General features: G+C 68.2%; 26 protein-coding genes. 10 read left to right on the forward strand and 16 right to left on the reverse strand.

Annotated features, from left to right (window positions below; genetic code table 11):
* The first annotated feature begins 55 nt into the window (after positions 1-55).
* Positions 56-739: a hypothetical protein gene (locus tag C5B97_RS09050; protein ID WP_104311768.1), complete on the forward strand. Its 684-nt coding sequence runs from the start codon at positions 56-58 to the stop codon at positions 737-739.
* A gap of 172 nt (positions 740-911) precedes the next feature.
* Positions 912-1,355: a hypothetical protein gene (locus C5B97_RS17750; protein ID WP_146080774.1), complete on the forward strand. Its 444-nt coding sequence runs from the start codon at positions 912-914 to the stop codon at positions 1,353-1,355.
* A gap of 44 nt (positions 1,356-1,399) precedes the next feature.
* Here C5B97_RS17750 and C5B97_RS09060 read toward each other — a convergent pair whose 3' ends face one another.
* The 5 genes from C5B97_RS09060 to C5B97_RS09080 form a co-directional block, all read right to left on the reverse strand.
* Positions 1,400-1,759: a hypothetical protein gene (locus C5B97_RS09060; protein ID WP_104311770.1), complete on the reverse strand. Its 360-nt coding sequence runs from the start codon at positions 1,757-1,759 to the stop codon at positions 1,400-1,402.
* Positions 1,760-1,779: 20 nt separating this feature from the next.
* A complete protein-coding gene (locus tag C5B97_RS09065; RefSeq protein ID WP_104311771.1) occupies positions 1,780-3,198 on the reverse strand; it encodes an NAD(P)-binding domain-containing protein in 1,419 nt (472 codons plus the stop codon).
* 144 nt (positions 3,199-3,342) lie between these two features.
* Positions 3,343-3,906 (reverse strand): hypothetical protein, encoded by a 564-nt coding sequence (locus C5B97_RS09070; protein ID WP_146080775.1) that lies wholly within the window; start codon positions 3,904-3,906, stop codon positions 3,343-3,345.
* An 88-nt stretch (positions 3,907-3,994) separates the two neighbouring features.
* The gene (locus C5B97_RS09075) at positions 3,995-4,561 is read right to left on the reverse strand and encodes a hypothetical protein (protein WP_104311773.1); all 567 of its coding nucleotides are present in this window, start codon (positions 4,559-4,561) and stop codon (positions 3,995-3,997) included.
* Positions 4,562-4,683: 122 nt separating this feature from the next.
* A complete protein-coding gene (locus tag C5B97_RS09080; RefSeq protein WP_104311774.1) occupies positions 4,684-5,415 on the reverse strand; it encodes an alpha/beta hydrolase in 732 nt (243 codons plus the stop codon).
* 129 nt (positions 5,416-5,544) lie between these two features.
* Here C5B97_RS09080 and C5B97_RS09085 point away from each other — a divergent pair, with 129 nt between their 5' ends.
* The gene (locus C5B97_RS09085; RefSeq protein ID WP_258068089.1) at positions 5,545-6,729 is read left to right on the forward strand and encodes a cation:proton antiporter; all 1,185 of its coding nucleotides are present in this window, start codon (positions 5,545-5,547) and stop codon (positions 6,727-6,729) included.
* Positions 6,730-6,828: 99 nt separating this feature from the next.
* On the opposite strand, the gene C5B97_RS09090 is transcribed toward C5B97_RS09085, so the two are convergent.
* The gene (locus C5B97_RS09090; RefSeq protein ID WP_104311776.1) at positions 6,829-7,320 is read right to left on the reverse strand and encodes a histidine phosphatase family protein; all 492 of its coding nucleotides are present in this window, start codon (positions 7,318-7,320) and stop codon (positions 6,829-6,831) included.
* A 152-nt stretch (positions 7,321-7,472) separates the two neighbouring features.
* The gene (locus C5B97_RS09095; protein ID WP_104311777.1) at positions 7,473-7,853 is read right to left on the reverse strand and encodes a hypothetical protein; all 381 of its coding nucleotides are present in this window, start codon (positions 7,851-7,853) and stop codon (positions 7,473-7,475) included.
* Positions 7,854-8,138: 285 nt separating this feature from the next.
* On the opposite strand from C5B97_RS09095, the gene C5B97_RS09100 reads away from it, so the two are divergent.
* Together C5B97_RS09100 and C5B97_RS09105 are read left to right on the forward strand one after the other, a co-directional pair.
* Positions 8,139-8,519, forward strand: coding sequence for a hypothetical protein (locus C5B97_RS09100; RefSeq protein WP_181026964.1), 381 nt, complete (start codon positions 8,139-8,141; stop codon positions 8,517-8,519).
* A gap of 116 nt (positions 8,520-8,635) precedes the next feature.
* Entirely contained in the window at positions 8,636-9,403 is a 768-nt protein-coding gene (locus C5B97_RS09105) for a hypothetical protein (protein ID WP_104311779.1), read from the forward strand.
* A 95-nt stretch (positions 9,404-9,498) separates the two neighbouring features.
* On the opposite strand, the gene C5B97_RS09110 is transcribed toward C5B97_RS09105, so the two are convergent.
* Positions 9,499-9,939 carry a VOC family protein gene (locus tag C5B97_RS09110; protein ID WP_104311780.1) on the reverse strand — a complete coding sequence of 147 codons (441 nt, stop codon included), beginning with the start codon at positions 9,937-9,939 and terminating at the stop codon, positions 9,499-9,501.
* Positions 9,936-10,415 carry an SRPBCC domain-containing protein gene (locus C5B97_RS09115; protein ID WP_104311781.1) on the reverse strand — a complete coding sequence of 160 codons (480 nt, stop codon included), beginning with the start codon at positions 10,413-10,415 and terminating at the stop codon, positions 9,936-9,938. Before C5B97_RS09115 ends, C5B97_RS09110 begins: the two co-directional genes overlap by 4 nt.
* Positions 10,416-10,589: 174 nt before the next feature.
* Between C5B97_RS09115 and C5B97_RS09120 the strand changes: the two genes are divergently transcribed.
* Positions 10,590-11,018 carry a YciI family protein gene (locus tag C5B97_RS09120; RefSeq protein ID WP_104311782.1) on the forward strand — a complete coding sequence of 143 codons (429 nt, stop codon included), beginning with the start codon at positions 10,590-10,592 and terminating at the stop codon, positions 11,016-11,018.
* A gap of 37 nt (positions 11,019-11,055) precedes the next feature.
* Positions 11,056-12,372: an RNA polymerase sigma factor gene (locus C5B97_RS09125; RefSeq protein ID WP_104311783.1), complete on the forward strand. Its 1,317-nt coding sequence runs from the start codon at positions 11,056-11,058 to the stop codon at positions 12,370-12,372.
* A gap of 239 nt (positions 12,373-12,611) precedes the next feature.
* Here C5B97_RS09125 and C5B97_RS09130 read toward each other — a convergent pair whose 3' ends face one another.
* On the reverse strand, positions 12,612-13,313 hold the full coding sequence (locus tag C5B97_RS09130) for a YceI family protein (protein ID WP_104311784.1): 702 nt from the start codon (positions 13,311-13,313) through the stop codon (positions 12,612-12,614).
* Between the two features lie 183 nt (positions 13,314-13,496).
* Between C5B97_RS09130 and C5B97_RS09135 the strand changes: the two genes are divergently transcribed.
* The gene (locus tag C5B97_RS09135) at positions 13,497-15,224 is read left to right on the forward strand and encodes a long-chain-fatty-acid--CoA ligase (RefSeq protein ID WP_104312557.1); all 1,728 of its coding nucleotides are present in this window, start codon (positions 13,497-13,499) and stop codon (positions 15,222-15,224) included.
* 131 nt (positions 15,225-15,355) lie between these two features.
* Here C5B97_RS09135 and C5B97_RS09140 read toward each other — a convergent pair whose 3' ends face one another.
* A complete protein-coding gene (locus C5B97_RS09140) occupies positions 15,356-16,579 on the reverse strand; it encodes a S9 family peptidase (RefSeq protein WP_104311785.1) in 1,224 nt (407 codons plus the stop codon).
* 122 nt (positions 16,580-16,701) lie between these two features.
* Between C5B97_RS09140 and C5B97_RS09145 the strand changes: the two genes are divergently transcribed.
* Complete coding sequence (locus C5B97_RS09145) at positions 16,702-17,001, forward strand: DUF4287 domain-containing protein (RefSeq protein WP_104312558.1); 300 nt, start codon at positions 16,702-16,704, stop codon at positions 16,999-17,001.
* Positions 16,998-17,456 carry a YchJ family protein gene (locus tag C5B97_RS18090; RefSeq protein WP_104311786.1) on the forward strand — a complete coding sequence of 153 codons (459 nt, stop codon included), beginning with the start codon at positions 16,998-17,000 and terminating at the stop codon, positions 17,454-17,456. Before C5B97_RS09145 ends, C5B97_RS18090 begins: the two co-directional genes overlap by 4 nt.
* 82 nt (positions 17,457-17,538) lie before the next feature.
* Here C5B97_RS18090 and C5B97_RS09155 read toward each other — a convergent pair whose 3' ends face one another.
* From C5B97_RS09155 to C5B97_RS09175, 5 genes are all read right to left on the reverse strand, one after another.
* Positions 17,539-20,241: a phosphoenolpyruvate carboxylase gene (locus C5B97_RS09155; protein ID WP_104312559.1), complete on the reverse strand. Its 2,703-nt coding sequence runs from the start codon at positions 20,239-20,241 to the stop codon at positions 17,539-17,541.
* A 97-nt stretch (positions 20,242-20,338) separates the two neighbouring features.
* A complete protein-coding gene (locus C5B97_RS09160) occupies positions 20,339-20,818 on the reverse strand; it encodes an SRPBCC domain-containing protein (RefSeq protein WP_104311787.1) in 480 nt (159 codons plus the stop codon).
* Positions 20,819-20,827: 9 nt separating this feature from the next.
* A complete protein-coding gene (locus C5B97_RS09165; protein WP_104311788.1) occupies positions 20,828-21,934 on the reverse strand; it encodes a DNA alkylation repair protein in 1,107 nt (368 codons plus the stop codon).
* 80 nt (positions 21,935-22,014) lie between these two features.
* Entirely contained in the window at positions 22,015-22,689 is a 675-nt protein-coding gene (locus tag C5B97_RS09170) for a ScbR family autoregulator-binding transcription factor (protein WP_104311789.1), read from the reverse strand.
* Between the two features lie 73 nt (positions 22,690-22,762).
* Positions 22,763-23,578, reverse strand: a complete 816-nt coding sequence (locus C5B97_RS09175) for an AfsA-related hotdog domain-containing protein (RefSeq protein WP_181026966.1) — start codon at positions 23,576-23,578, stop codon at positions 22,763-22,765.
* Positions 23,579-23,753 lie beyond the last annotated feature (175 nt).

Below are 23,753 nucleotides of genomic sequence, written 5' to 3' on the forward strand. Positions count from 1 at the left end.
GAACCCCGCGGCGCGCATCCGCTGGCCGCGCGGCGTACCCGTGAGGAGCGCACCCGTGCCCGAAACACCCACCCCGACCGACCAGGCCGCCCGCAACCAGAGCGGCGTCTACCTGATCCAAGCGAAGCGCGACTGGGATGCGGAGCTCGACCAGGACGCCCTCGCCGCGTTCCGAGAACTGCCCCACGAACTGCGCCGCGAGTGGCTGCTCGCCGTGCTGCGCTGGCCGCCGCACACGCACGCCACCCCGACCTTCGCCATGGCGTTCCTGACCGGCATGTTCCGCAAGGGCCAGCTCGACACCAAGCCCGACTGGCAGGAGTACGCAGGGCAATGGCACCAGCTCGGCTTCTCACCCATGCTTTTCCTGCTGCTCACCGTCACGGCGCAGAACCGGGCGCGGCTCCAACTCGACGCGCACGAGAACAATCCCCACGGCGTCTCCCCGAAGAAAGCACTCAAGCGGGCCGGCTTCGAGCAGGGCAGGATCGGCTACCGGGCAGGACACCTTCGCCCAAGCGACTGGAAGGCGATCCCCGAGACCTACGAGAACGGCGACTTCGCCAACGCAGTCGGCCACTTGCTGACGAAAGCGGGGGAGGCCCCAAGCGGATGCGCGACCTGCGTCGCCCGCAAGCTCGCGCGTCGCGCTTTCCGCGACGAGGGGCCGCGAGGCGACGGCAGGCTGCGCGATAGGAACCTCGAGCATCTCAGTCGGAAGACCAGCACGCGGGGCTGAAATGGACGGGACCTCTCGAAGCCACTGCACCGTTTGCCGTGAACACCGTGCAGTGGTTTCGAGAGAAGGGTCCCCGTGCCCCCAGCCGTTCTCCGGCGGGTATCGAGACCACGGCGCCTGATCTCAAGACCTGCGAAGAACCAGCCGAAACCCCGCTCAGTAGGGTTGTCGCGTGAGCTACGCGATCTCGATGACCATCCAGACCCAACTCCGTACAGACCGGCCCGCCTGGGTGACCGAGTATCTACAAGCGGTCGTCTCGAAGGACCCGGCTGCAAGCCGTGGCCCCAACCTGGCTGACGGCGCCCCGCACTACCTGTTGGCCGAGTACCTGCCCGAGCGTGACTGGTTTACCGCGGTGCCCTGCGGCCTGGATGCTGGCCTGATGGCGGACACGGAGCGGTTCTGGCTCGCCTCCGACTTCCATGACGATTTCATCCAGCACGACCAGTTCTTCATGGAGCTCATCGCCAACTACACCGCAGGAGACCGCATCATCGGGTCCATCTGGAACGACCTGTCGGCGACCAAGTTCACGCAGTATGCCTCCATCGGCGGAGAGCTGCACCTGCTCTCCGTCGACGGCGGGTGGCGGCCGGCGAACAGCGAGTCGTAGCAGCACGCGAACCCCGGGCACCGCAGCAGAGGGCGCAAGAACGCCTACGCGTCGACGACCCCCGTGAAGCGAGTACCGATGCCGTACGAGAACTCGCGCGTCGTTCCGGGGGCAGGGTCCGGCAGCTCGTCGAGATCGTGGTTGTCGCACGACATATACGTGAACTCCGGCCACCACTTCTTTGGCCGCACTTTCTCGACCGTCCCGCACACCTCGCACGTCAACGTCGCCCACACGGGACGCTTGCCTGTCCGGTTGGCCCGCGACTGAGCGAGCCACGCCGGCGGATTCGCATCCAGCTCCGCCAACGCCTCCTCGGCGATATACGGGGGAAGGCCGTTCCGCTTCGCCATCTCGAGCGGAATATCGAGACGGATCGCGGCGTCATGTCGGCTGAGCTTCATCACGACAGCCTAAAGCCAGGCTAGAGGGCAGGCGCGCCAGCAGCATCCGCCGCCGGATCCGCCGCCGCGCCAGCGGCAGAGCCAGAAGCAGAACCAGCAGCCGGCAGCGGTGCGAGGTACCGAGCGAGGCTGTCATCGAGCTCATCCACCCACTTCGTGTGGTGCGTGGATGCGATCGTGCCCGTCATCACGGACCGGTACGCGCGGTCGCGGTACCCCATGATGTCCTCGGACTTGTCGTGCTTCCACTCGAGGAAGATCTCCACCACCTCGTCCAGATCGAACATCGGGTAGTCGGTCGCCTCGATCAGATCGCGCACGTAGTCGGCCTGGAAGTGGATCTCATCCGCAGCCCCACCGATCGCGCGGAAACGCTCGAGCCACGCGGCGATGTCGGCCTGTCGCGCATCCACCCCGGGCAGCACCACATCGCCCAGGATGACGTCGCGCACGAACCACGCCTGCGCGTCGAACATGTTGAACGTGAACCACTGGTCCTGCGCGCCAAGGTAGAACAGGTGCGGGTTCTGCTCCCACACGACCCCCTTGTAGAGGCCCTCCGGATACACGTTGTTGGGGGAGTCGAGCGCCAGCTCGTTCGGCAGGAACGGGTACTTGTGCAGATACCCCGTGCACAGCACGACCGCGTCGAAGTCCTTCTCCGTGCCATCCGCGAAGTGGGCCGTCGAACCGTCGAACTTCGTCACCAGCGGACGCTCCTCGAAGCCGAGCGGCCAGTCGTACCCCATCGGCGCCGTGCGGTAGCTGGCCGTCACCGAGCGCGCACCCATCTTGTGCGCCTGGCTGCCGATGTCCTCCGCCGAATAGCTCGACCCGATCACCAGCACATCCTTGCCACGCAGGTTCTCCGCACCACGGAACTCGTGCGCGTGGCTCACCTGGCCTGGGAACGTCTCGAGGCCCTCGAACGACGGCATCTTCGGGAACGAGAAGTGCCCAGACCCGACGATGACGCGGTCGAACACCTCACGGCTCGTCTTCTTCGACTCCAGGTCCTCGCTCACCAACGTGAACTGCTGCGTCGCCTCATCGAAGTCCACCCAGCGCACCACCGTGCTGAAGCGCACATGCTTGCGGACGCCCGCCCGCTCCACGCGGCCCGAGATGTAATCCCACAGCGCGGGGCGCGGGGGATACGAGGAGATGGGGCGGCCGAAGTGCTCATCGAAGCTGTAGTCGGCGAACTCGAGGGCCTCCTTCGGCCCGTTCGACCAGAGATTGCGATACATGCTCGAGTGGACAGGCTCGCCGTGCTCATCGAGGCCCGTCATCCACGTGTAGTTCCACTGGCCGCCCCAGTCAGCCTGCTTCTCGAAGCAGACGATCTCAGGGATCTCCCGCCCCTGCTCAGCCGCCGACTCGAACGCCCGAAGCTGTGCCATGCCGCTCGGGCCCGCACCGATGATCGCAATTCTCATGTTCTGTTGTTCCCTGGTTCTGTATGTCTGGTCGAGTTACGTATGACGAAGTACTGACCACCAGGTTAACGAGTCGCTCGATTCGCGCGATAAAGCGGGTCGAACCGGCGCACCTCGCTGAGGGAGGGGCACCGGATGCGCGGCTCACGGCATGCAGACCGCCGAGTCCGCCTCCAGCTCCGGCAGCGACGACTCGTATCCGCCCGTCTGCACCGACGCCGACACGACCGCCGTCCCCATCGTCGAGAACGTGTACGTCGTCGTGACCAGCGGCGCCGGCTTCGAAGGCGCCTCCGTGTCCAGCCCGTACACCGCCCCGAAGTCGGGCAGCTCCGGCAGGTCCACCTTCGTGGTGCCCGTCTGCAGATCCAGCTCGTGCTCGGCCGCGAACGCCTCCATCGACGACGCAGTCCAACCCACGTCGCTGCGCGTCGCATCCAGCGCCGGCTTCAGCTCCGACTCGCACCGCTCGGCGAGCGTCGCACGGAACGTGAACGTGAACGCCACACCCGTCGCGACGATCGCCAGCACGCACAGCACAACGCCGCCGAACCTGACGTAGCCGAGGTACGCGTCGCTCCAGTTCGGCTCGCGGTCGCGGAACATCCACCGTTGCCCCGTCGAAGCGGCGGATGCGGGCCACCCGGCCTGCCACACACCGGCGGCGGCGAAGAGCGTGGCCAGCGCGAAAAGCGGAAGAAACTCCATGACGGCCGATGCTATGCCCAGTCCGCGGGCGGCCATGGGCACCGTGAACGCGAAATCACGGCCCGCTCAACGTCAGCTCTCCGCGCGGTCAGCAGGCGCAGGTCATGCTCGCGAACTCGTTGAGACCCACGATCGCGAAGATGATGCCCGTGATCAGGAAGACCGGGGCCGTCAGGATGCCGCACCAGAAGCTCGGCGCCTGCTTCTCGCTCGGCAGGAAGAACGTCGCGATCGCCGCCCCGATCGTCCAGACCGAGACGGGTGCGAGGAACGGCTGCTCGAACACCCAGATCATCGGCACCCAGTGCAGTCCGACGATGAGCAGCATGACGGGCGCCATCAGCTCGCCCTTCTTGCGCCTGAGCAGGATGAACGCCGCGATGAGACCGCCGATCACCTCGAGTGCCACCATGACGATGTAGATCGTGAACGGCACCGAATCCACCTGCAACGCCGTCGCACTCGTCCAGTTCCTGATCGCCGTCGGCAAGGTGATGCCGACGAGAGCCACACCAGCGAGGCTCAAGACGCCGAACACGATCCGCCACGCCCAGTGCCGCGGACGCTCCTGCGCCCACCCGGCCCACACGAACGTCGCGAAACCGAATATGGCCGCAGTGAAGATGACATCTCTCGGGAACTCGACGGACAGCATGCGCACCCCTTCATCGACGTGCCGCTCAGCCTAGGGGAGCGGCCCGCAGTAACTCCGAGTTCGCGTCGGGGAGAACTGCCCGCGCGCATCTGCTCGAGCCGCGCGAGCCGGCCGCTGCCCCGTCAGAGCACGTCGAGGATCGCGCCGAACGTCGCGTCGGCGTCGTGCAGCCAGAACGGATGCCCGACCTGCGGCAGCTGACGCACATCCCACCCCAGCGCCTCGAGCTCGGCAGGGATCGGCGCAGGGACAACCGTCTTGCCCTCCGCCGAGAGCACCAGCGTCGACGGCACAACCGGGGCCGCGGAGGCGGTGGGGGCGTGTGTGATCTGATCGAAGATGCCGACCGTCATCTTCTTGTCGAAGCGCTGCTTCGCGCGCTTGTCCAGCACACGCGTCGCCTCCGAGTAGCGTTTGCTGTCGCCGGTGCCCGTCGCTGCGCTGGCCAGCATCACAAGCGGCAGCGTCACCCCGGACAGCGCCCAGAAGACGCGGGCGCCGACGCCCTCGCTCAGCAGTCCGAGCTTGAAGCCGGGGTCGAGGTAGATCGCATGCCTCGGCAGCAGCCGCGGCACGGCGCGCACGAGCAGGGCACCCCCGAGCGAATGCCCGACCGCGCTGTGCAGGTCGCCAGGCAGGGTCTCGATGAGGTCGTCGACGAACTCGGCGAGACGGTAGCTCTGAGCCCGAGGACTGTCCCCGTGGCCGCGCAGGTCGACGGCGATCGTCGTGAACTCGCCAGACTCCGCGATGCGCTCGGCGAGCGAGCCCCACAGTTCGGCGCTCGCACCGATGCCGTGCACCAACGCGACCTTCTTCGGTCCGTCGCCGGTGGTGATCGTGTGCAGCTTCATGAGAGCCTTCCCAGCGGGTCGTGGTGGTGGATGAGCGCGCGCCGCCCGGTCTCACGCTACGCGTCCGACGCGCAAAGACGCCTCGTGCGACCCTCCGGTCGCCTCGCACCCCGCTGTTACGCTGAGCGCGTGTCGGAACCCGGGGTCTTCCTCATCCCGGCCCTCGCAGTGCTGGCTCCCCTCTTCGCGCGCAGCATCTCGCCCTGGGTCAAGGTGCCGATCGTCGTGTTCGAACTTCTGCTTGGCATCGCCGTCGGGCCGAGCCTCCTCGGCTGGGTCGAGAAATCGGACCTCCTCGACTGGCTCGCCGAGTTCGGCCTCGCGGCGCTCTTCTTCGTCGCCGGCAACGAGATCCGCTTCCGCAGCCTCGGCGGCGGGCTGCTCGGGAAGGCGTCGCTCGCGTGGGTCGTGAGCCTCGCCCTGGGGGTCGCCGCCGGCTTTCTCATCGCGCCGGGTGAAGCGGCCGTCATCATCGCGATCGCGCTGAGCTCGACGGCGCTCGGCGCGCTCATCCCCATCCTCCGCGACGCTGGCGAGCTCGGATCACCGTTCGGCAAGGCGACGACCGCGATGGGCGCCGTCGGCGAGTTCGGACCCCTGGTCGCCATCTCGGTGTTCCTCGGCACCCGCTCACCGGGCATCTCAGCGCTGGTGCTCGCGCTGTTCGTGGTCATTACGGGCGTCGCGATCCTCGTAGCCGTGCGCATGCAGCACGGGCACCTGCACCGGCTCGTCAGCGCGAGCCTCCACACCTCGGGCCAGTTCGCGGTGCGGGTGGTCATCTTCACGCTCGCCTGCCTCGTCGCGCTGAGCGCCATGCTCGACCTCGACATCCTCCTCGGCGCCTTCGCGGCGGGCGTCATGTGGCAGATCGTCATGCGCAGCGCGCCCGAGGCGGACCGCGAGCAGGTCGAGAGCAAGATCGAGGCGATCGCGTTCGGCTTCCTCGTGCCGCTCTTCTTCATCTACACGGGCGTCACGTTCAACCTCGACGCGCTGCTCGGCAGCGTGCAGGCGCTCATCCTGCTCCCCGTGTTCCTCGCGCTGCTGCTTGTCATCAGGGGTATCCCCGCGCAGCTGGTCGCGCCCAAGGGCGCGGCGCCGCGCGAGCGCTCGAGCCTCGGGCTCCTCAGCGCGACCGCGCTTCCCATCATCGTGGCGGTGACCGCCATCGGCGTCGACGAGAAGGTCCTCGATCCCGCCCTCGCCTCGTCGCTCGTCGGAGCCGGGATGCTCTCCGTGCTGCTGTTCCCACTCGTCGGCATGGCGCTGCGGCCAGCGGACGCTCGGCGAACGTACCCCGCGTCCACCTGATCCAAGACTCAGGTCCGCGCATCCACCCGGCAGATGACGCTCCGGTGGCGAACGAACCCGCGTTCGTCGTGTGGATGCGAGCCCCCGAGCGAGACGGGCCTAGTGGGGTGCGTGGAACGCCGTGATGTTCGCCGAATTCCAGCGCAGCGCATCCCATTCGCCGTGGAACGTCAGCACGGTGATCCCCGACGTCGGGTAGCCGTGGCGGATCTCCCGCGCCAGGTCCGACTCCTTGTCAGCGGCCAACGCGATCGCCGTGCCCGACACGGTCGGCTCGTGTCCGATGATCAGCAGCGTCTGCACCTCGGCGTCCGTCTCCTTGACCTGCTCGAGGTAGTCGTCCTCGCCACCCATGTACAGGGTGCTCGGGAACTCGGCCGGTGCCAGGATCTCAGCGGTCTCCAACGTCTGCCGCGTGCGAGCGGCGGGGGAGCACAGCACCTTGTCGACCTTGGGCGCGTGCTCGCGCAGCCAGTCGCCCGCCTCCGCAGCCTCACGTACGCCACGGTCAGCAAGCGAACGCTGGCGGTCGTCGATCGTCATCGGATGCTCGGCTTTGGCATGACGGAGCAGGATCAGAGTGCGGGGCATGGAGCCAGCCTAGGGAACTCGACGGCGAACGCTGAGCAGGCTGACCGCGCGCGCTCGGAACGTGGCGGTTCCGATCTTGTCTCCAACATGCTGAACGACCAGATCCCTGACGAACGGCGCCTGAGATCGAACAGCGTTTATATCTTTGAGATCTATGTCGGGTGACCGCGCTGGTCGAGAGTCGCGCGAACCGGGCGGAGCACGTCGTTCGGCGGGAACGACAGCGTGAACTCGACGTTGGGCACCGTGATGTCTCCCCAGTCGTCCCGCTTCACGCGGACGCGGACCGTCGACACTTCAGTGATGCGCACGCGCAACCACGCGCCATTCTCCAAGCGCAGCTCATAGGCGTCGGCGAGATACCCGATTCCCAGATCATCTAGAAGCGTCTCAGCTTCGAACCAGTCGAGTGCCCCGGAGCATTCCCGTCCGAGCAGATCGATGACCACGAAACCATCGCCGTGCGGGCGCATCCAACCGAGGAGCTCACCGTCTCCACGGCGATGCTCGATCCAATCGCTGGGGCTCGTCACGCCACGATGCTACCCAGCACGCGGCCCGGACCGTCGGTCTGTGGATAACTTCTGCGAGGATTTTCCGGAGCCGCTACCTTGACGGCCATGCAACCAAGGGGGAAGCGCAGGCGGGCCATCGGCACCGTTCTGCTCGTCATGTTCAGTCTCGGGGCGGCTGTCGGTGTGAGCGGATGCGCGCCCGAGGAAGGCACGACATCGAGCCCGCCCCCGACCTCCACCACTGGGACCGGAACTCCGGTCCTTCCCAGTAATGAGGAAGCCCTGGCGATCGTGGAGGAGCTGGTGCCGAAGTTCCTGGCGGCGGAAGCGGCGAACCTCCAGACGGGCTCATCCGACGCACTCAAGGAATACGCGATTGCGTCTTACGTGGAAAAAGTGCAGCAGGATCTCAGAGACCTGCAAACGCGCGGACTGACAGTTACGGGGATACCGACCTTAGACCGGCTTGAACTCCAGAAAGTAGAGTTTGCGGACGGCCATATCGAAATTGCTTCCTACGGCTGTTACGACATCTCAGGCACGCAACTAGTGGATGCAACAGGTGCCGATGCAATAGCGCCATCGACTTCCAGACGCGCGCCGGTTGTCGTGCTGGCTAGTGACTCCGAGGGTGCGTTCAAGATCAAGGAGACGGAGCCATGGTCTGGCGAGAACTTCTGCTGATCGGCGCGCTCTTAGTCGGTGGAGGGATGGCCGAAGCTGCGCCGAATCCCCGCGGGTGCACCTTTCTAGATTTCGCTGATGCTGCCTGCGGCAGCGCGTCCAACGACGGGAACGGCGTGAGCGTCAACGTCGAGGAGACCTACGTGGGTGACCCGGGTCCCTCTGACTCGTACGACGGCGGGGGCTCCGGGGATGACTACTCGTCCGACGACAGCTGGGTTGACAGCGGAGGCTCAGGAGACGATACGAGCGGCGGTGGCGGCCCGCCTCCGTTCATACCGAACGCGAGCGCGCTCGCATCCCCCGTGAGCTCCCTCGTCGCGCCGGCGACAGTGCAGTGCAGGGAGTGCGGCGGCGGCGGGGGAGGCGGCACCACCACGACCGCGCCGAGGCCACCCACGAGTTTCACGATCAGCGACGTGCTCACCCTCGCGCCCGCATCCGTGACCCTCACGGCCGAGCCCTCCACGTGGAGCATCGTCGGGACCCACACGAACTTCTACACGGCCGCCGCCCAGCACACCGCGGCCGGGAGCGTCCTCGGCCACCCGATCACCGTGACCTTCACCCCCACCACATACCGGTGGGACTACGGCGACGGCACCACGCAGGACACGACAACAGCCGGCTCAACCTGGCAAGCACTCGGGCAGGAAGACTTCACCGTTACTGAGACGAGCCACGTCTACACCGAGAAGACGACGGTGCAGGCATCCGTCACCGTCGTCTACACCGCCGTCGTGACCCTCGCCGACGGCACGAACATCCCCGTCACCGGAACGCTCAACCGCGCCTCGACCACCGTCACGCTGGAACTCTTCACCGCCGACACCGTCATCACCGTCGGCGACTGCAACGAGCAACCCCAGCAGCCCCGCTGTTGACCCGCGCAACCAACCCCGTCGTCGCTGACGCCGTCGCCGACGCAGCGACACTGCTCACGGAGACCGCATCGGCCGCGTACCGGTACCCCGGATCCTTACTCGCCCTCCCCGAACACGACCGATCCATCGGGAAGCACACTCCACCCAGGGTTGTGCGCCACCTCCCAGACGACACCGTTCGGGTCCTCGACCACGCCGTGGAACACACCGCCGAAGTCACCCTCCTGCGGCACCTTCAACATCACCCCGCCGCCGGCCGCCATCGCCGACACCACCGCGACGACCTCCTCGCGGCTCCCCACGTTGTGCGCCAACGTCACACCGGACACCTGCGAACGATCCTCACCGGTCCCCAGATCGCGGTTGAACTTCTCCGCATCGAAGAACCCGAGCACCTGCCCCGCCCCAAGCTGGAAGAACACGATCTCGCCCTCCACATCGAGCAGCGGTTCCCAACCGAGCGCATCGACGTAGAAGCGCCGCGCATCGTCGAGATCGCGAGTCGCGAACGTCACGAAGTTCACCTGCTGCTTCACGAGCGACCTACAAACGCCGAAAGGTTCTCCAACGACGACGAAATGCCCTCCACGTGATCCGCCTGACTGATGCCGCTCGGCACGTCATACGCCGAGACGGTCACGAGCGTGCCACCCGGGAACTCCGCCAACTCCCACACCATCGTCATGGTGCCCGCAAACCGCGCATCATCCGACTCGAACACGATCTGCTGGGCAACGCGCTCACCCTCGACCAGCTCCACGAACACCGACTCCGAAACATCCCGCGACTCAGCTGTCTTGCCACCACCGACCGGAACCTCCGAATACGTGAGCTCCAGCACACTGCGCCCACCCACCCGCGGCTCGAAACGCGTGTACCTGCCCGTCATCCCCGCCGGCGGCAACCAGGTCTCCAACGCCCGCTGATCGAGGAGCGCCCCGTAGACCCTGGATGCGCTCGCCGGCAGCACTCGCGAGACTCGGTCGACCCGTGGTTCGAAATCGCTCGTCATGCCCGGAAGCTAGCAAGCCGACTTGAAGATGCGCCGACCGGCCCCGAGAAAAGACTCTCAAGAACATTCACGGCACGTGTCGATTTCTCCGTCCGCCGTTCGACGCCATAGTAGACGGGTGCAGATCAGCACCCTGCAACCGGCCCTGCGGGGCTGCAGACAAGGAGAATCATCATGAAGTTCATGCTCATCATGCGTGCCACCGACGAAGCCAAGGACGCCTACGAGAACACCGACTTCACCGAGATCATCAACGCCATGGGCAAGTACAACGAGTCCATGATGGAAGCGGGCGTCCTCCTCGCAGGCGAGGGCCTCGCCGACGACCTCAGCACCGCCTTCGTCGTCGACTTCTCTGGCGAGCAGCCCGTCGTCACCGACGGCCCGTACGGCGAGACCCACGAGCTCTTCAACGGCTTCTGGATCATCGAGACCGCCACCCGCGACGAAGCCATCCAATGGGCCTCCCGCGCCCCGCTCCAGGGGCCGGGGTCGAAGCTCGAAGTGCGCCGCGTCACCGACATGAGCGACTTCGCCGGCCACGAAGACAACGAGTTCATCCAGAAGGAAGAGGGCTGGCGCGAGCAGCAGGCCGGCGCCTGAGCGCACCCGGACACGGACGCGGGCAGAGGCCTCGGCGATGATCTCGGCAGGGCAAGGCGAAGGCCACGGAGCGGACAGCGACGACGTCGCCGCTCGCGCGCCGGGCAAGCCCGCGACCGCCGCCGCCATCGACGCCGTCTGGCGCATCGAGAGCGCCCGCATCGTCGCGACCCTCACGAGAATGGTCGGCGACGTCGGCCTTGCCGAAGACCTCGCGCAGGAAGCCGTCGCCGACGCGCTCACCCAGTGGCCACAGTCAGGCGTCCCGGTCAACCCGGGCGCCTGGCTCACCGCCGTCGCCAAACGCAAGGCCATCGACGGGTGGCGACGCCGCGAGCGACTCGACGACCGCTACAGCGCCATCGCACGCGACCTGCGCGACGCGGATGCGACCGCCAGCGACCCCTGGGTGCCCATCGGCGACGACGTCCTCCGCCTCATCTTCGTCGCCTGCCACCCCGCGCTCTCCCGAGAGGCGCAGGTCGCACTCACGCTGCGCATCGTGGGCGGACTCACAACCGACGAGATCGCGCGCCTCTTCCTCATCCCGGTCGCGACCGTGCAGCAGCGCATCGTGCGGGCCAAGAAGAGCCTCGCCGCCGCCAGAGTGCCCTTCGAGACGCCCGACCCGAGCGAGTGGACGCCGCGCCTCGGCGGCGTCCTCGCCGTCATCTACCTGATCTTCACCGAGGGGTACGCCGCCAGTTCCGGAGACCGCTGGCTGCGATCCGACCTCGCTGCGGAAGCCCTCCGCCTCGGCCGAGCGCTCACCAGCATGCTCCCCAGAGAGCCTGAGGTGCTCGGACTCGTCGCACTCATGGAGTTCCAGAGCTCGCGCTTCGCGGCGCGAGAGTCGGCCGACGGCACCCCCATCCTCCTCGCCGACCAGGACAGGCGACGCTGGGACCGCTCGGCGATCCTCCGCGGTCGCGCCCTTCTGTCTAGAGCCGACGCCCTCGGCAAGGGGCGCGGCACGTACTGCCTGCAGGCCGCCATCGCCGAGCGGCACGCCGTGGCCCCGTCCGTGCAGCACACCGACTGGGCGCAGATCGTCCTGCTCTACGAGGTGCTCGGACGCCTGGCCCCGAGTCCCATCGTCCAACTCAACCGGGCCGTCGCGGTCTCCATGGCGACCGGACCGGCGACCGCACTCGCCATCGTCGACCGGCTCGGCGCATCCGGTGCCCTGGCCCGTGGCCCCCTGCTCGCGAGCGTGCGCGGGGAGTTGCTCTCGCAGCTCGGGAGGATCGACGAAGCGAGATCCGAGCTGAGCGTCGCGGTCGAGCTCACCGCAAACGAGCAGCAGCGTCGCGTGCTGCAGGGGAAGCTCGACGCCCTCCAAGCAGGCACCTGACGAGCGTCGTCGGCCAAGTCCCGACGCCGTCACCCGGGTCGGCCTGGGAGCCCCACCGGACGGCGCGGCCGGACAATCGGACTCCCGGACCGCGCAGCGCGATGACCAACTTGCGTGACGATCTGGGCCTCTGGGCTGGGTCTGGCCCGGAGGAGGCGGTCTCGTCACGCAAGCTGGTCAGCGGAAAGATATGGTGGGGGAGTCGGCCAGCTGGCCGGCGGTTCGGGTTCGTTCAGCGCCTACGCGCGCTCGAGGACGAGCAGGAACTCGACCGACCCGGTGGGCTCGACGGAGACGAAGCCAAGGTTCGGGGCTTCGACCCCGTAGTCGGCGAAAGTCACGGGGATGCTGCCGGCGACCTGCACGTTGTCACCGTCAAGGCCCGCCGTGAGGTCGATGGTCACCTGCTGGCTGACGCCGTTGAGCGTGAGCGTTCCGGTGGCAGGGATCGTCGCCTGCGTGCCATCCGCGAGTCCGTCGAGCGCGGCGACTGGCTCATCCAGCGTGAAGGTCGCCTCGGGGTTCGCGGCGGTGTCGAGCGCCTCGCTGCGGAAGTACTCGTCGCGGCGCTGCTCGTCGGTGGCGATGGATGCGACGTCGACCGTGATGTCGGCGGCCGTGAGCTCAGTCTCGGTGGTCGTGAGCGTGCCGGAGACGGTTTCGGTGCGGCCGGTGACGGTCACGTCCGTGCCATTGAGCACCTCATCCACCCGGTAGCCGGCGTAGGAGCCGGAGGCGACGGTCCACGAGCCGGCGAGTGTGCTGGCGTCGGCCGCGCTCGGGGTCGTCGACTCGATCTCGAGCGCCGGCGCCTCGGCTGCGGGCTCGGCGATCACGTCACGGTAGATCATGGGGCCGAACACTGCGGCGGCGATGCCGATCACCACGACAACGGCCGCGATGACGATACCGATGGTGGCTTTCTTCGATGGCTTCTTCATAGTTGTAGCTTGAAGCACTTTCCTATGGCTGGACTATGAGTTCTTCGTCGATCGCGTGAGGAAGCGGATGCGCGCTGAGGGGAGCCGGAGAGACTCCGGCACACACGGCTTCAGCACAAGCGCGGCGACTTAGGCTTCGAGCGCACCGCTGTGCGCGCAGCCGTGCTCGTCGAAAGGACCCCGGTGAACGACGCCAACGAGACCAGCAGCACGTCCAACCTCGCGTCCAGGCCATGGCTGGCCGCGTATGCCGATGACGTGCCCCACGACATCGCCGACGTGCGGGAGTCGCTCGTCGACCTCCTCGAGAACTCGGTGAAGCACTTCGGCTCTCGGCCGGCGCTCGAGTTCTTCGGGGCCGAGACCAGCTACGGCGAGCTCGGGGAGCAGGTGGCTCGTGCGGCCGAGGGCCTCCGCAAGCTCGGGGTCGCAGCGGGCGACCGCGTCGCGTTGGTGCTCCCCAACTGCCCACAGCACGTCATCGCCTTCTACGCTGCGCTCCGCCTCGGCGCGATCGTCATCGAGCACAACCCGCTCTACACGGCACGCGAGCTGCGGCATCAGTTCGAGGACCACGGCGCGAAGATCGCGATCGTGTGGGACAAGGTCGCCGATCTCATCTCGGAGCTGCCGAGCGACGTCGTCCCGGACACGATCGTCGCTGTCGACATGACGAGCGCGCTGCCATTCGGGAAGCGGCTGGCTCTGCACCTCCCCGTCGCGAAGGCCCGCGAATCCCGCGAGGCCATGACGGCGACCCCCTCGGATCGCCGCGTGCTCAAGTGGGAGCGCGTCGCGAATGCGAAGCGCATCTCGAAGCGAGTGCCCAAGCCCGCCCTGGATGACGTCGCCCTGCTGCAGTACACGAGCGGAACCACCGGCAGCCCCAAGGGTGCCATCCTCACCCACCGCAACCTGCGCGCGAACGCCGCGCAGGGCCGCGCCTGGGTGCCGGGGCTCACCGAGGGGCGAGAAGTCTTCTACGGCGTGCTCCCGCTGTTCCACGCGTATGGGATGACGCTGTGCCTCACCTTCGCCATGAGCATCGGAGCGCGGCTCGTCCTCTTCCCGAAGTTCGACGTCGACCTCGTTGTCGCGGCGGCCAAGAGCTCCCCGCCGACCTTCCTGCCCGCTGTCCCTCCTATCTACGACGCCCTGTCGAGGGCAGCCTCGCGCAAGGGGGTCAGCTTCACGGGCATCCGCTTCGCGATCTCCGGAGCCATGAGCCTGCCCGTCAAGACCGTCGAACGCTGGGAAGATGTCACCGGAGGGCTCCTGGTGGAGGGGTACGGCATGACCGAGACCTCGCCGGTCGCGCTCGGCAACCCGGTCGGCCCGACCAGGCGCCCCGGAACGGTCGGGGTGCCGTTCCCGAGCACGCACATCCGCGTCGTCGACCCGGACGACCCGAGCATCGACCGCGCCGCGGGCGAATCGGGCGAGCTCCTCATCCGCGGGCCGCAGGTCTTCCAGGGGTACTGGAAGCGGCCGGATGAGACCCGTGAGGTGCTCCTCGCGGGAGGCTGGCTCCGCACCGGCGACATCGTCACCGTGTCCGACGACGGCTTCGTGACGGTCGTCGACCGCAAGAAGGAGCTCATCATCACGGGCGGCTTCAACGTGAGCCCCTCCGAGGTCGAGGAAGCCCTCACGGCGCACCCGGACGTCGAGGGCGCCGCCGTCGTCGGCCTCCCGCGCAGCTCCGGGGGTGAGGACGTGACCGCCGCGGTCGTGCTCCGCGACGGTGCCACGTTCGACGGCGACGCGCTCCGCGACTTCTGCCGCTCACGACTCGCGTCCTACAAGGTGCCCAAGCGGGTCGTGCAGGTCGAGGAGCTCCCGAAGTCGCTCATCGGCAAGGTCCTCCGTCGCCAGGTCCGGGACCGACTCGTCGCCAAGCGCAACGAGTAGCGTCCCGCGGCCTGGATCCCGCACGGCCCGCGACTGCCGCCGCTCTGGTGCATCACCGGTGCGCCGACCCCGTAGCGACGGCCTCGCGGGTGCCCTCGGGCGTCGTGAGGCGCGAGTCTGCGGGTGCTGCTTCAGCGCGCTTCGAGGCGCGCGTCGAGCCAGTCGAGCAGCACCTCGTTGACGGCGGTTCGGGCGAGGGGCTCGCAGTGCGAATCGGCACCGTTGACGGCCGTGAACCGAACCAGCTCGGCGTCGGGCACGAAGCTGGCGAGCTCGTCGGACTGTCCCGGCCAGAACTGCTCGTTCTCCGGCGCCGTGATGAGCAGCGGCGTGGTGATCGAGCCGGCGGTCTCCGGACTGAGCCGGTACTTCCCGACCTCTCGATAGACGGCGAAGTAGCCGGTGCTCGCGTAGGGCTTGGCGCGGAAGTTCCACACGGCTCGTTCGGAGGCGCTGTGGCCGAGGCCCAGCTTCATGTACTGGTCGAAGTGCTTCGAGTCGCCCTTCTCCAGCTCGTGGCGCAGCGGAGACGGCAGGTGTCCGACCCAGGAGGTCGACACGTCCGTCACCCCGGGGTCGACGATCGCCGCTGCCACGCGGTGCTCGAAGGCCAGCGCCCGCGGCACCCAGTACCCCGCCTGGCTGACCCCGTAGACGGCGATGCGGGACCCGTCGATGCCGGGTAGGCCCAGCGCGTGGTCGATCACCGGTGTCAGGACTGCTTCGAAGTCCGGTCTGAAGTGGGTGCCGGCGACGAGCTGGCTCTGCTGACCCGGCCCGTCGAAGTACAGCACGGCGTACCCGCGGGCCGCCGCGGCCGCACCGATCGTCGAGTACAGATCCGTGAGCGTCCCGTCGCTGCCGTTGACCAGCACGAGCAGGGGCGACCGTCCGTCCCGCGGCGGCACATCCGGGCGCTGCAGGTACCCGGGAAGGGAGCCCTTTCCGTAGCGGATCGAGCGACCCTCGAGAGGGACACGCCTGAGCAACGCGAAGCGGTCCCAGGCCGCGCGGTGCATGGCAAACGCGTTGGCGTACCCGTCGGTGTCGCCGATGGCCGCGATCGCGTTGAGCGCGTGGCCGTAGTAGGCGGATGCTCGCAGCCACTGCGCGGCCGCGGTGGCGGTCCGCCCGTTGCTCTCGGAGACCTGCGCGAGCTGCTGCGTGGCCTGCGCTCTCGCGAACCAGGCCCTGACCCACGACTCCCGCTTGCCGTCCTCGACAGCGGCGAGCGTGGCGAAGATCTCCCCGAGGTCGCCAGCGCCTGCGCCGACGGATCCGAGAACGATCTTGGCTTCGAAATTCTGGTCTGCGTCGTGGAACAACGGCCGCGACAGTGCTGGATGGTGCGACATAGCCACATCATCCTCCTGTCGCCACCGGCCCGGTCCGATCCGCAGGGAGTTGGGAGGAAGCACCGGTCGCTAGGATGCCAGCACGGTCGCCGATCAGCGGCGAGCCCAGGGAGGGAGCATCCATGTCGTTCCAGTCGTACCTCGACAACATCGAGGGCAAGACGGGCCTCACGCCGCGTCAGTTCATCGCCATCGCGCAGGAGAAGGGCCTCGACGCGCCAGACACGAAGGCGGGCGACATCCTGGCCTGGCTGAAGGAGGACTACGACCTCGGTCGCGGGCACGGCATGGCGCTGGTGCACGTCATCAAGAACGGCCCGCAGATCAGCGCCAAGCACGTCGGCAAGGCCGGGGCACACGGCGACGAGTCCGACACGCTCTGGCTCGACGGTGTGGCGACGAAGCCAGCGGCGGGGGAGTGAGCGCACCGGAGGGGGCGCCCCCAGGCTCTTCGCGAGGTGCTGCCGAACGCCCCGGGAACACCGCCCCGCCTGCTGCTGACGTCTGCCCCTGCGGCAGCCGCCTCGCATACGAGTCGTGCTGCGGAGCCTTCCATGCCGGTCGTCCCGCGCCGACAGCCGAGGCGCTCATGCGTTCCCGCTACTCGGCGTTCGCGCTCGGCCTGCCCGGCTACCTCGCGGAGACGTGGGCGGAGGCGACCAGGCCCGACGAGATCGACCTCGACGACGGCACCGTCTGGCGACGCCTGCAGATCGTCGACACCCTCGACGGAGGGCCGGAGGACGAATCCGGGGTCGTCGAGTTCCGGGCCGCGTACCGGGACCCCGACGGCGCGGGCCTCCTCCACGAGCGCGCCCGCTTCATCCGCGCCGACGGCCGCTGGGTCTACCTCGACGGGCAGATCCGCGGGAGCTGAATCGACAGCATGGCCGCCACCCAGACGGGTGACGGCCATGCTCTGCCGGCTTCGCGCGACGACGTCGCGCCCCCGCGGAGCGTCAGCCGGTGTTCTGCAGTCCGGCTGCGACGCCGTTGACCGAGAGCAGCAGCAGGCGCTGGAGCTCCGCCGCCTCGTCGCTGTCGGGCTTCCTCGCGTCGTCGCGCAGTCGGCGCAGAGCGCGGAGCTGCAGCAGCGAGAGCGCGTCCACGTACGGACTGCGCATCTTCACGGCACGCTGCAGCACCGGCTTGCGCTCAAGCAGCTCGGCACCGCCCGTGATGCGGGTGACCCAGCTGGCCGTGAGATCAAGCTCGTCCGTCACGAGTCCCGCGAGCTCCGGCCGATCGCCGAGCTCCAGGTAGCGGCGCGCGATACGCGCATCCGTCTTCGCGAGGCTCATCGCGACGTTGTCGATCATCGAACGGAAGAGGGGCCACTCGGCGTAGGCGGCCTGCAGCTGCTCGAGGTTCCCGACCGCCTCCAGGGCGGTGCCCAGACCGAACCACCCGGTGAGGTTGATGCGAGCCTGCGTCCACGCGAAGACCCAGGGGATGGCGCGCAGGTCCTCGAGCGACTCCACCGACAGCCCTCTGCGGGCCGGTCGCGAGCCGAGTGCGAGCATCCCGACTTCCTCCATGGGTGTGACGCGGGCGAACCAGGGCGCGAAGCCGGGCGCCTTGACGAGCGCGAAGAAGCGCTCACGCGAGGCCGCATCCATCGTGGCCGCGACGCCGGCGTACTTCTCGGCGGCGTTCGCGTTGCGCGACTCCGTTGAGGGTGCGGAGGCGAGCAGCGTCGCGGAGATGACCTGGTCGATGTGGCGTGCCGCGATGTCCGGGTCGCCGTACCTGGCGAAGATGACCTCGCCCTGCTCGGTCAGCTTGAAGCGGCCGTCGACCGAGTGCGGCGGCTGGGCGAGGATCGCGACGTTCGCGGGGCCGCCGCCACGCCCGAGCGCGCCACCGCGGCCGTGGAAGAGCGTCAGCTCGATGCCGTTCTCCTGCGCCCACGCCGCGATCTGGCTCTGCGCCTCGTAGAGGGCGAGGGTCGCGGCAACGGGGCCGACGTCCTTCGAGGAATCGGAGTAGCCGAGCATGACCTCGAGCCTGCGGCCATTGCCGGCGAGCAGCTCGACGACCTCCGGCTGCTCGAGCATCTCGGCGAGGATACGGGGAGCCGCCTGCAGGTCGGCGAACGTCTCGAAGAGCGGGATCACGTTGAGCGCGGGTGGCGTCGCGCCCGGACCCGTCGCCGCCAGGGCGAGCTTGAAGACGTTGGCGATGTCCTCGGATGACTGCGTGAAGGAGACGATGTAGCGTCCAGCTGCGCGAGGCCCGTGACGCTCCTGGATGAACGCGACCGAGCGGAACACGTCCAGGACCTCGGCGGCGAGCTCGCTCGGCTCGTCCCCGGCTTCCAGCTCAGCGAGCTCGGCGAGCACCTTGCGGTGCACCTGGGAGTGCTGGCGCACCTCGAGCTCCGTGAGGTGGAAGCCGAACGTCTCCACCTGCCAGATCAGGTGCTGCAGCTCGCCGTACGCGTGCCGGCCCGCGCCCGCTGCGACGAGCGAGGCCTGCAGGATGCGCAGCTCGCGCAGCAGCTCGTCCGGCACCGTGTAGGCAAGGTCGGCGTCGCGTCGCCGCGTGGCCTCGATGCGACGCGCGATGAGCAGCAGCACTCTGCGGTGCGGCTCACCGGGCGAGCGCTGCGCGATCTCAGCAGCGGCCGACTCGTCGGCGCTCCCGAGGCGTGCGAGCAGGGTCGCCGCGGCCGCATCGAGCGGGGTCGTGTCGGAGCCGAGCGTGAGCGTGCGGCCGATTCGGGCGGAGGCACGTTCAAGGCCGAGCAGCACGTGCTCGGAGGCGATGACGGCCGCCTGTCGGCTGACCTTGGCGGTCACGAACGGATTGCCGTCGCGGTCGCCGCCGATCCAGGAGCCAACCCGCACGAACGGGTTCGCGAGCGGAGCGACCGTGCCCGAGATGCCACCCTGCAGCGCCTCGTCGACCCGGCGATACACGCGGGGGACGGTCGTGAAGAGCGTCTCGTCGAAGACCGCCATGACGGTGCGCACCTCGTCGACGGGAGTCGGCTTGTCGCTGCGCAGCGGTGACGTGCGCCAGAGGAGGTCGATCTCCTCGAGCAGGCGACGCGTGAGTTCCTGCGCTGCCGCGCTTCCGTCGGAATCGGAGCCGAGGAAGCGCAGTTCGTCGCGCTCCTCGAGAAGGTCGCTGATGCGGCGGATCGCGGACGACACCGCCCGGCGGCGGGCCTCAGTGGGATGCGCCGTGAACACCGGGTGGAAGCGGAGGCCGCGCACGCGCTCGGCCGCCTTCTCCTCACCGATCTCCGCGCTGAGTCGCGCGAAGGCCTGCGAGATCGTGTCCTCCTGCTGCTTCGCCGGGGAGGCGCCGCGGGACCGGAGCACGCGAACCCGGTGGTGCTCCTCGGCGAGGTTCACAAGGTGGAAGTAGCAGGTGAACGCGCGAGCGACCTCGTCCGCACGTGCCGGTGAGAGCGCATCCACCAGCTCCTCGGCTGATGCGAACGAGTCGTCTGCCACCTCGGCTCCGTGCTCGTACGCCGCGATCGTGAGGCGGCGCAGCCGCTCGACGTCGTCGAGGAGCGCCGGGCCTCCCGTCTCGGTGATGACCTGACCGAGCAGGGTGCCGAGGAGGTGCACATCCGAGCGCAGTTCGTCCGGCAGTTCTGCGCCAGCCTCAGTTCGGCTGGCGGGGGAGTTCGTAGGGGCTTCGAGCATGAGCACAGGCTACCGAGGCTGTGTCTCGACAATGTGACACGCCATCCATCATGACCGGGAATGACATTCCTGGGCGGGTGGCTGCTGGGGTCCCGTCTCAGTCGGCACCGGGGGTTGGCGGCTCGAGGTAGTCCTCGAATACGGGCTTCTCGAGCCCATCCTTCGCGGCCAGCATCGTGTCGAGGTAGAAGTTCCAACCGGCACGGATGTCCGTCAGCATGCCGACTGGCACATCGAAGTGCTCGAAGATGAGCCGCGTCGATGCTCCACCGGGGCCTTCAGGCTCCAGCGAGACCTGCAGATGCCACACGCCCGCAGCATCCTCGGTCGTGACCTCCAGCACTCCCGGCGCCTCACAGCGACCGATCGTCGCGCTGCTCGCCGGGGTGCCCTCCTCAGCCACCAGCTGGAGTCCGATCTGCCTGGCATCCTCATCGGTGTAGTGCCAGGGGCCGATCCACTGCGCAGTCCGGTCGCTCTCCGTGAACCACAGCCACAGTTCCTCCCGGGGAGCGGCGACGACGCGCTCGATGCGAATGGTCTGCGTGCCGACATCGTCGGCTGGTGTCTCGGACATGTCCGTATCTCAGCACACGACGTCGGGAAGCAGCTCGAACTCGGCGAAGCCGAATCGGACGCCGTTGACCTGCAGCTCGATGGCGTGGACTCCAGGGTGGTACCGGCGTGTGGTGATCGGCACGATCTTGTGACGCTTCGCGATCTCGAGCGTCTCGCCCGGAGCGAGCGTGGTCGTCGAGATCTTGAAGGTCTTCGGGGTCCTGCTCCCATCCGCCTTGACATGGTGCACCACGTAGTCGACGACCAGCTTCGCGGGCTCCTGACCGCTGTTCCGGATCGCTCCGCAGATGAGCAGCTCCTCGCCGAGCACGATGCTGCTGCGGTCGAGCGTCGGCCCGTCGACGATCACGTCGGCCGAGACGAAGCCGAGGATGCCCAGCGCCTCCTGGTCGCCGCGCTTCACGAGCGTCCTGAGGGCGTGCCGTACGAGCTTCGGCGTGTTCTCGTCGCCCTCCGCGAGCCACGCCGTGGCCAGTTCGCAGACGAGTCCCGCATCATGCCGACTGATGTCGTTGAGGTGGTTCGCGACCGAGCGGCGGACGTACTCGCTCTCGTCCCTGTAGAGAGCATTCAGGATCGGTGCGGTCAGGCGAGCGTCGCGAGTGATCCCAGCCACCCTCGTTCCCCACGGAAGGTATGGGCGCGTCCCCTCGGACGCGAGGCGACGCACGTGCTCATCACGGCTGCGGGTCCACGCGAGCATGATCCCGAGGGCCCGTTCGAGGCGCGCACGAAGCATCGCCCGAACCGCCCACTCGCACGTGAGCCGATGGGTCAGCTCGGCGAGCAGCTGCATGCCGTCGTCGAACGCCTCCTCACCGCCGTCGGCGATCGCTGCAGCGGAGACGGCGACCGAGACGGGCCAGATCATCCACCCGGTGAGGGATGCTGACTCCAGCGCCCGGCGCACGATCGCGGCGAAGGCCGGGTACGGCACAGGGAGGTCGACGGCAAGCGAGGCGGCGAGGTGCGCGCTCCGAGCACCCAGCGCGAGGTCATCGAGCTGGAGGGCCGCGCTGCGTGTCTCGGTGAGGCGAACGCCGGCCGCCGCTTCGAGCAGGTCCGTCATGGCGGAGGCCTGCTGTCGTCCGAGCAGTTCGTCTGCGAACGGCATGCGTCATCTCCTCTCAGCCGGGCGCCAGCTCGGTTGGGGTCGTCACGGGATTGTCGGGATTGTCGGGGGCGGCTGGTCGGTCAGCGGGCAGCAACGTCGTCATCGAACACCGAGTCGAGGAGGTCTGTGACGCGCGCAGCCTCCTCGGGCGTCGTCAGACTGGGCAGGATGATCCGCCAGTGCGTGGCGACCCGGGTCACAAGGTCTTGTCGGCTGCTCACGGCGCCCGAGAGGAGCTGGGTCCCCGTGAACGTCGACACGAGGAGCGAGCTCAGGTCCGCCGCCGCCACATCGCGGCGGATGCTTCCCTCGCGTTGGCAGAGCTGGATGAGCGGCTTCAGGCGGGCGAGCCAGTCGAGATACGGGCCGTGAGCGAGGAAGTTCGACCCGATCTCCGTCGTGACCAGGACCCCAGCAAGCACCACGACGTCGCTGCGCAGGAGCTGGGCGAACGCGAGCGAAACCTTGAGAAGAGCCTCGATTCCACTCGTCGCGGAGGTCGTCGCATCCGTCACCGAGCGCGTCGCGCGTTCCGCGTACTCGGCGAGGACCGCCTCGGCGACCGCCTCGCGCGTCGCGAAGTGGTGATAGAACGCACCGTTGGTCACCCCGGAGTGCTCGCGGATCCGCGCCAGCGTCGACCCCGCGAAGCCGAACTCCACGAAGGTCGTGGCGGCCGCGAGCACCAGCCGACTCCGCGTCTCGACGCTCCGCTGCTGCTGGGGCGCGTTGGACGGTCGGGGGAGGGCGGTCATAGCCAGTGAGTGTAGTGACGAAGACCCCGCCGCCGAGGGAGGGCGAGCGGGAGGGGCCGAATTCGCCAGGGCCTCACGCGCATCGAACCTGGGCCACACGCTCGTGCGCCTGATCTGCTGCCGTCGAGACCTGGTGGCCCGAACGCCTGGCACTGATGGAGACGACCTCTCCGATCTCGGCGAACCGGGGGCAGACAAGCGCCACCTCGTGGGGCGCTGTCCCCGTGAGGTGCTCGTGCGCCTCGATCCCTGCCTGGGCGAAGAGCAGGCCGGGCACGTGGTCGACCTCGTGGTCGAAGATGAGCCGGTTGGCGGATGGCCAGCCGAGGTGCGCCTGAAGGTCCAGACCGTGCACGGAGACCTCGGCGAGGGCTCCGCTGCTGCTGGGGCGGGGTTGGCGGGGGGCCTGCAGCTGACGTCGTCGCAGCGCCGAGTAGGTGCGCCTGGGCACGCACCGGAACGAGCCCGAGCCCTCCGCGACGACGTCGTGATCGATCTCGAAGACCGCGAACGCCGTCATCTCGTCGCAGCGCCCAGCGCGGACGCGCGCGCTGCTGATGCGAACCGAGGCCGTCATCGCCGCCGCGTTCGTCGCGATGCCGAGCCCGAACGCATCCGACCCCTGGAAGGTCAGCTCGTTGAGGAGGAAGGCCCAATCGAGCGGGATGCCGCCCGCTCGGTGCCCCATGAGGAGGCCCAGCTGCCTGGTGATCTCGAGCCCGAGGAGGGTCGGTGATGAGACCGCGGTCGACCGGGCGCCAGCCGCCTGCACGACAGTCGGGATCGTGCGCAGACGAGCGAGGTACGCATCCGGACTCACCTCATCCATCGTGGCGATGAGCATCGACTCTTCGCTGTCCTTGTGGACGAGTTCTCGGCTGACCCGCATCAATGCCCCCTTCGGCGTCGCTCTGCGCCACGACGCCCGTGATCTCGGTGAGCAGACATCACGGCGCGGCGTCATCTGCGCCAGTTGGCAGAGGGGCCCACGAGGAGTGACGTACAAAACAGAGTGTTCTGTATGTTAGCTTGCCCTGGGCCGATCGGGAAACCAACTGCTCACG

It is taken from the genome of Pseudoclavibacter sp. RFBB5, assembly GCF_002931555.1.
Classification (GTDB): domain Bacteria; phylum Actinomycetota; class Actinomycetes; order Actinomycetales; family Microbacteriaceae; genus Pseudoclavibacter.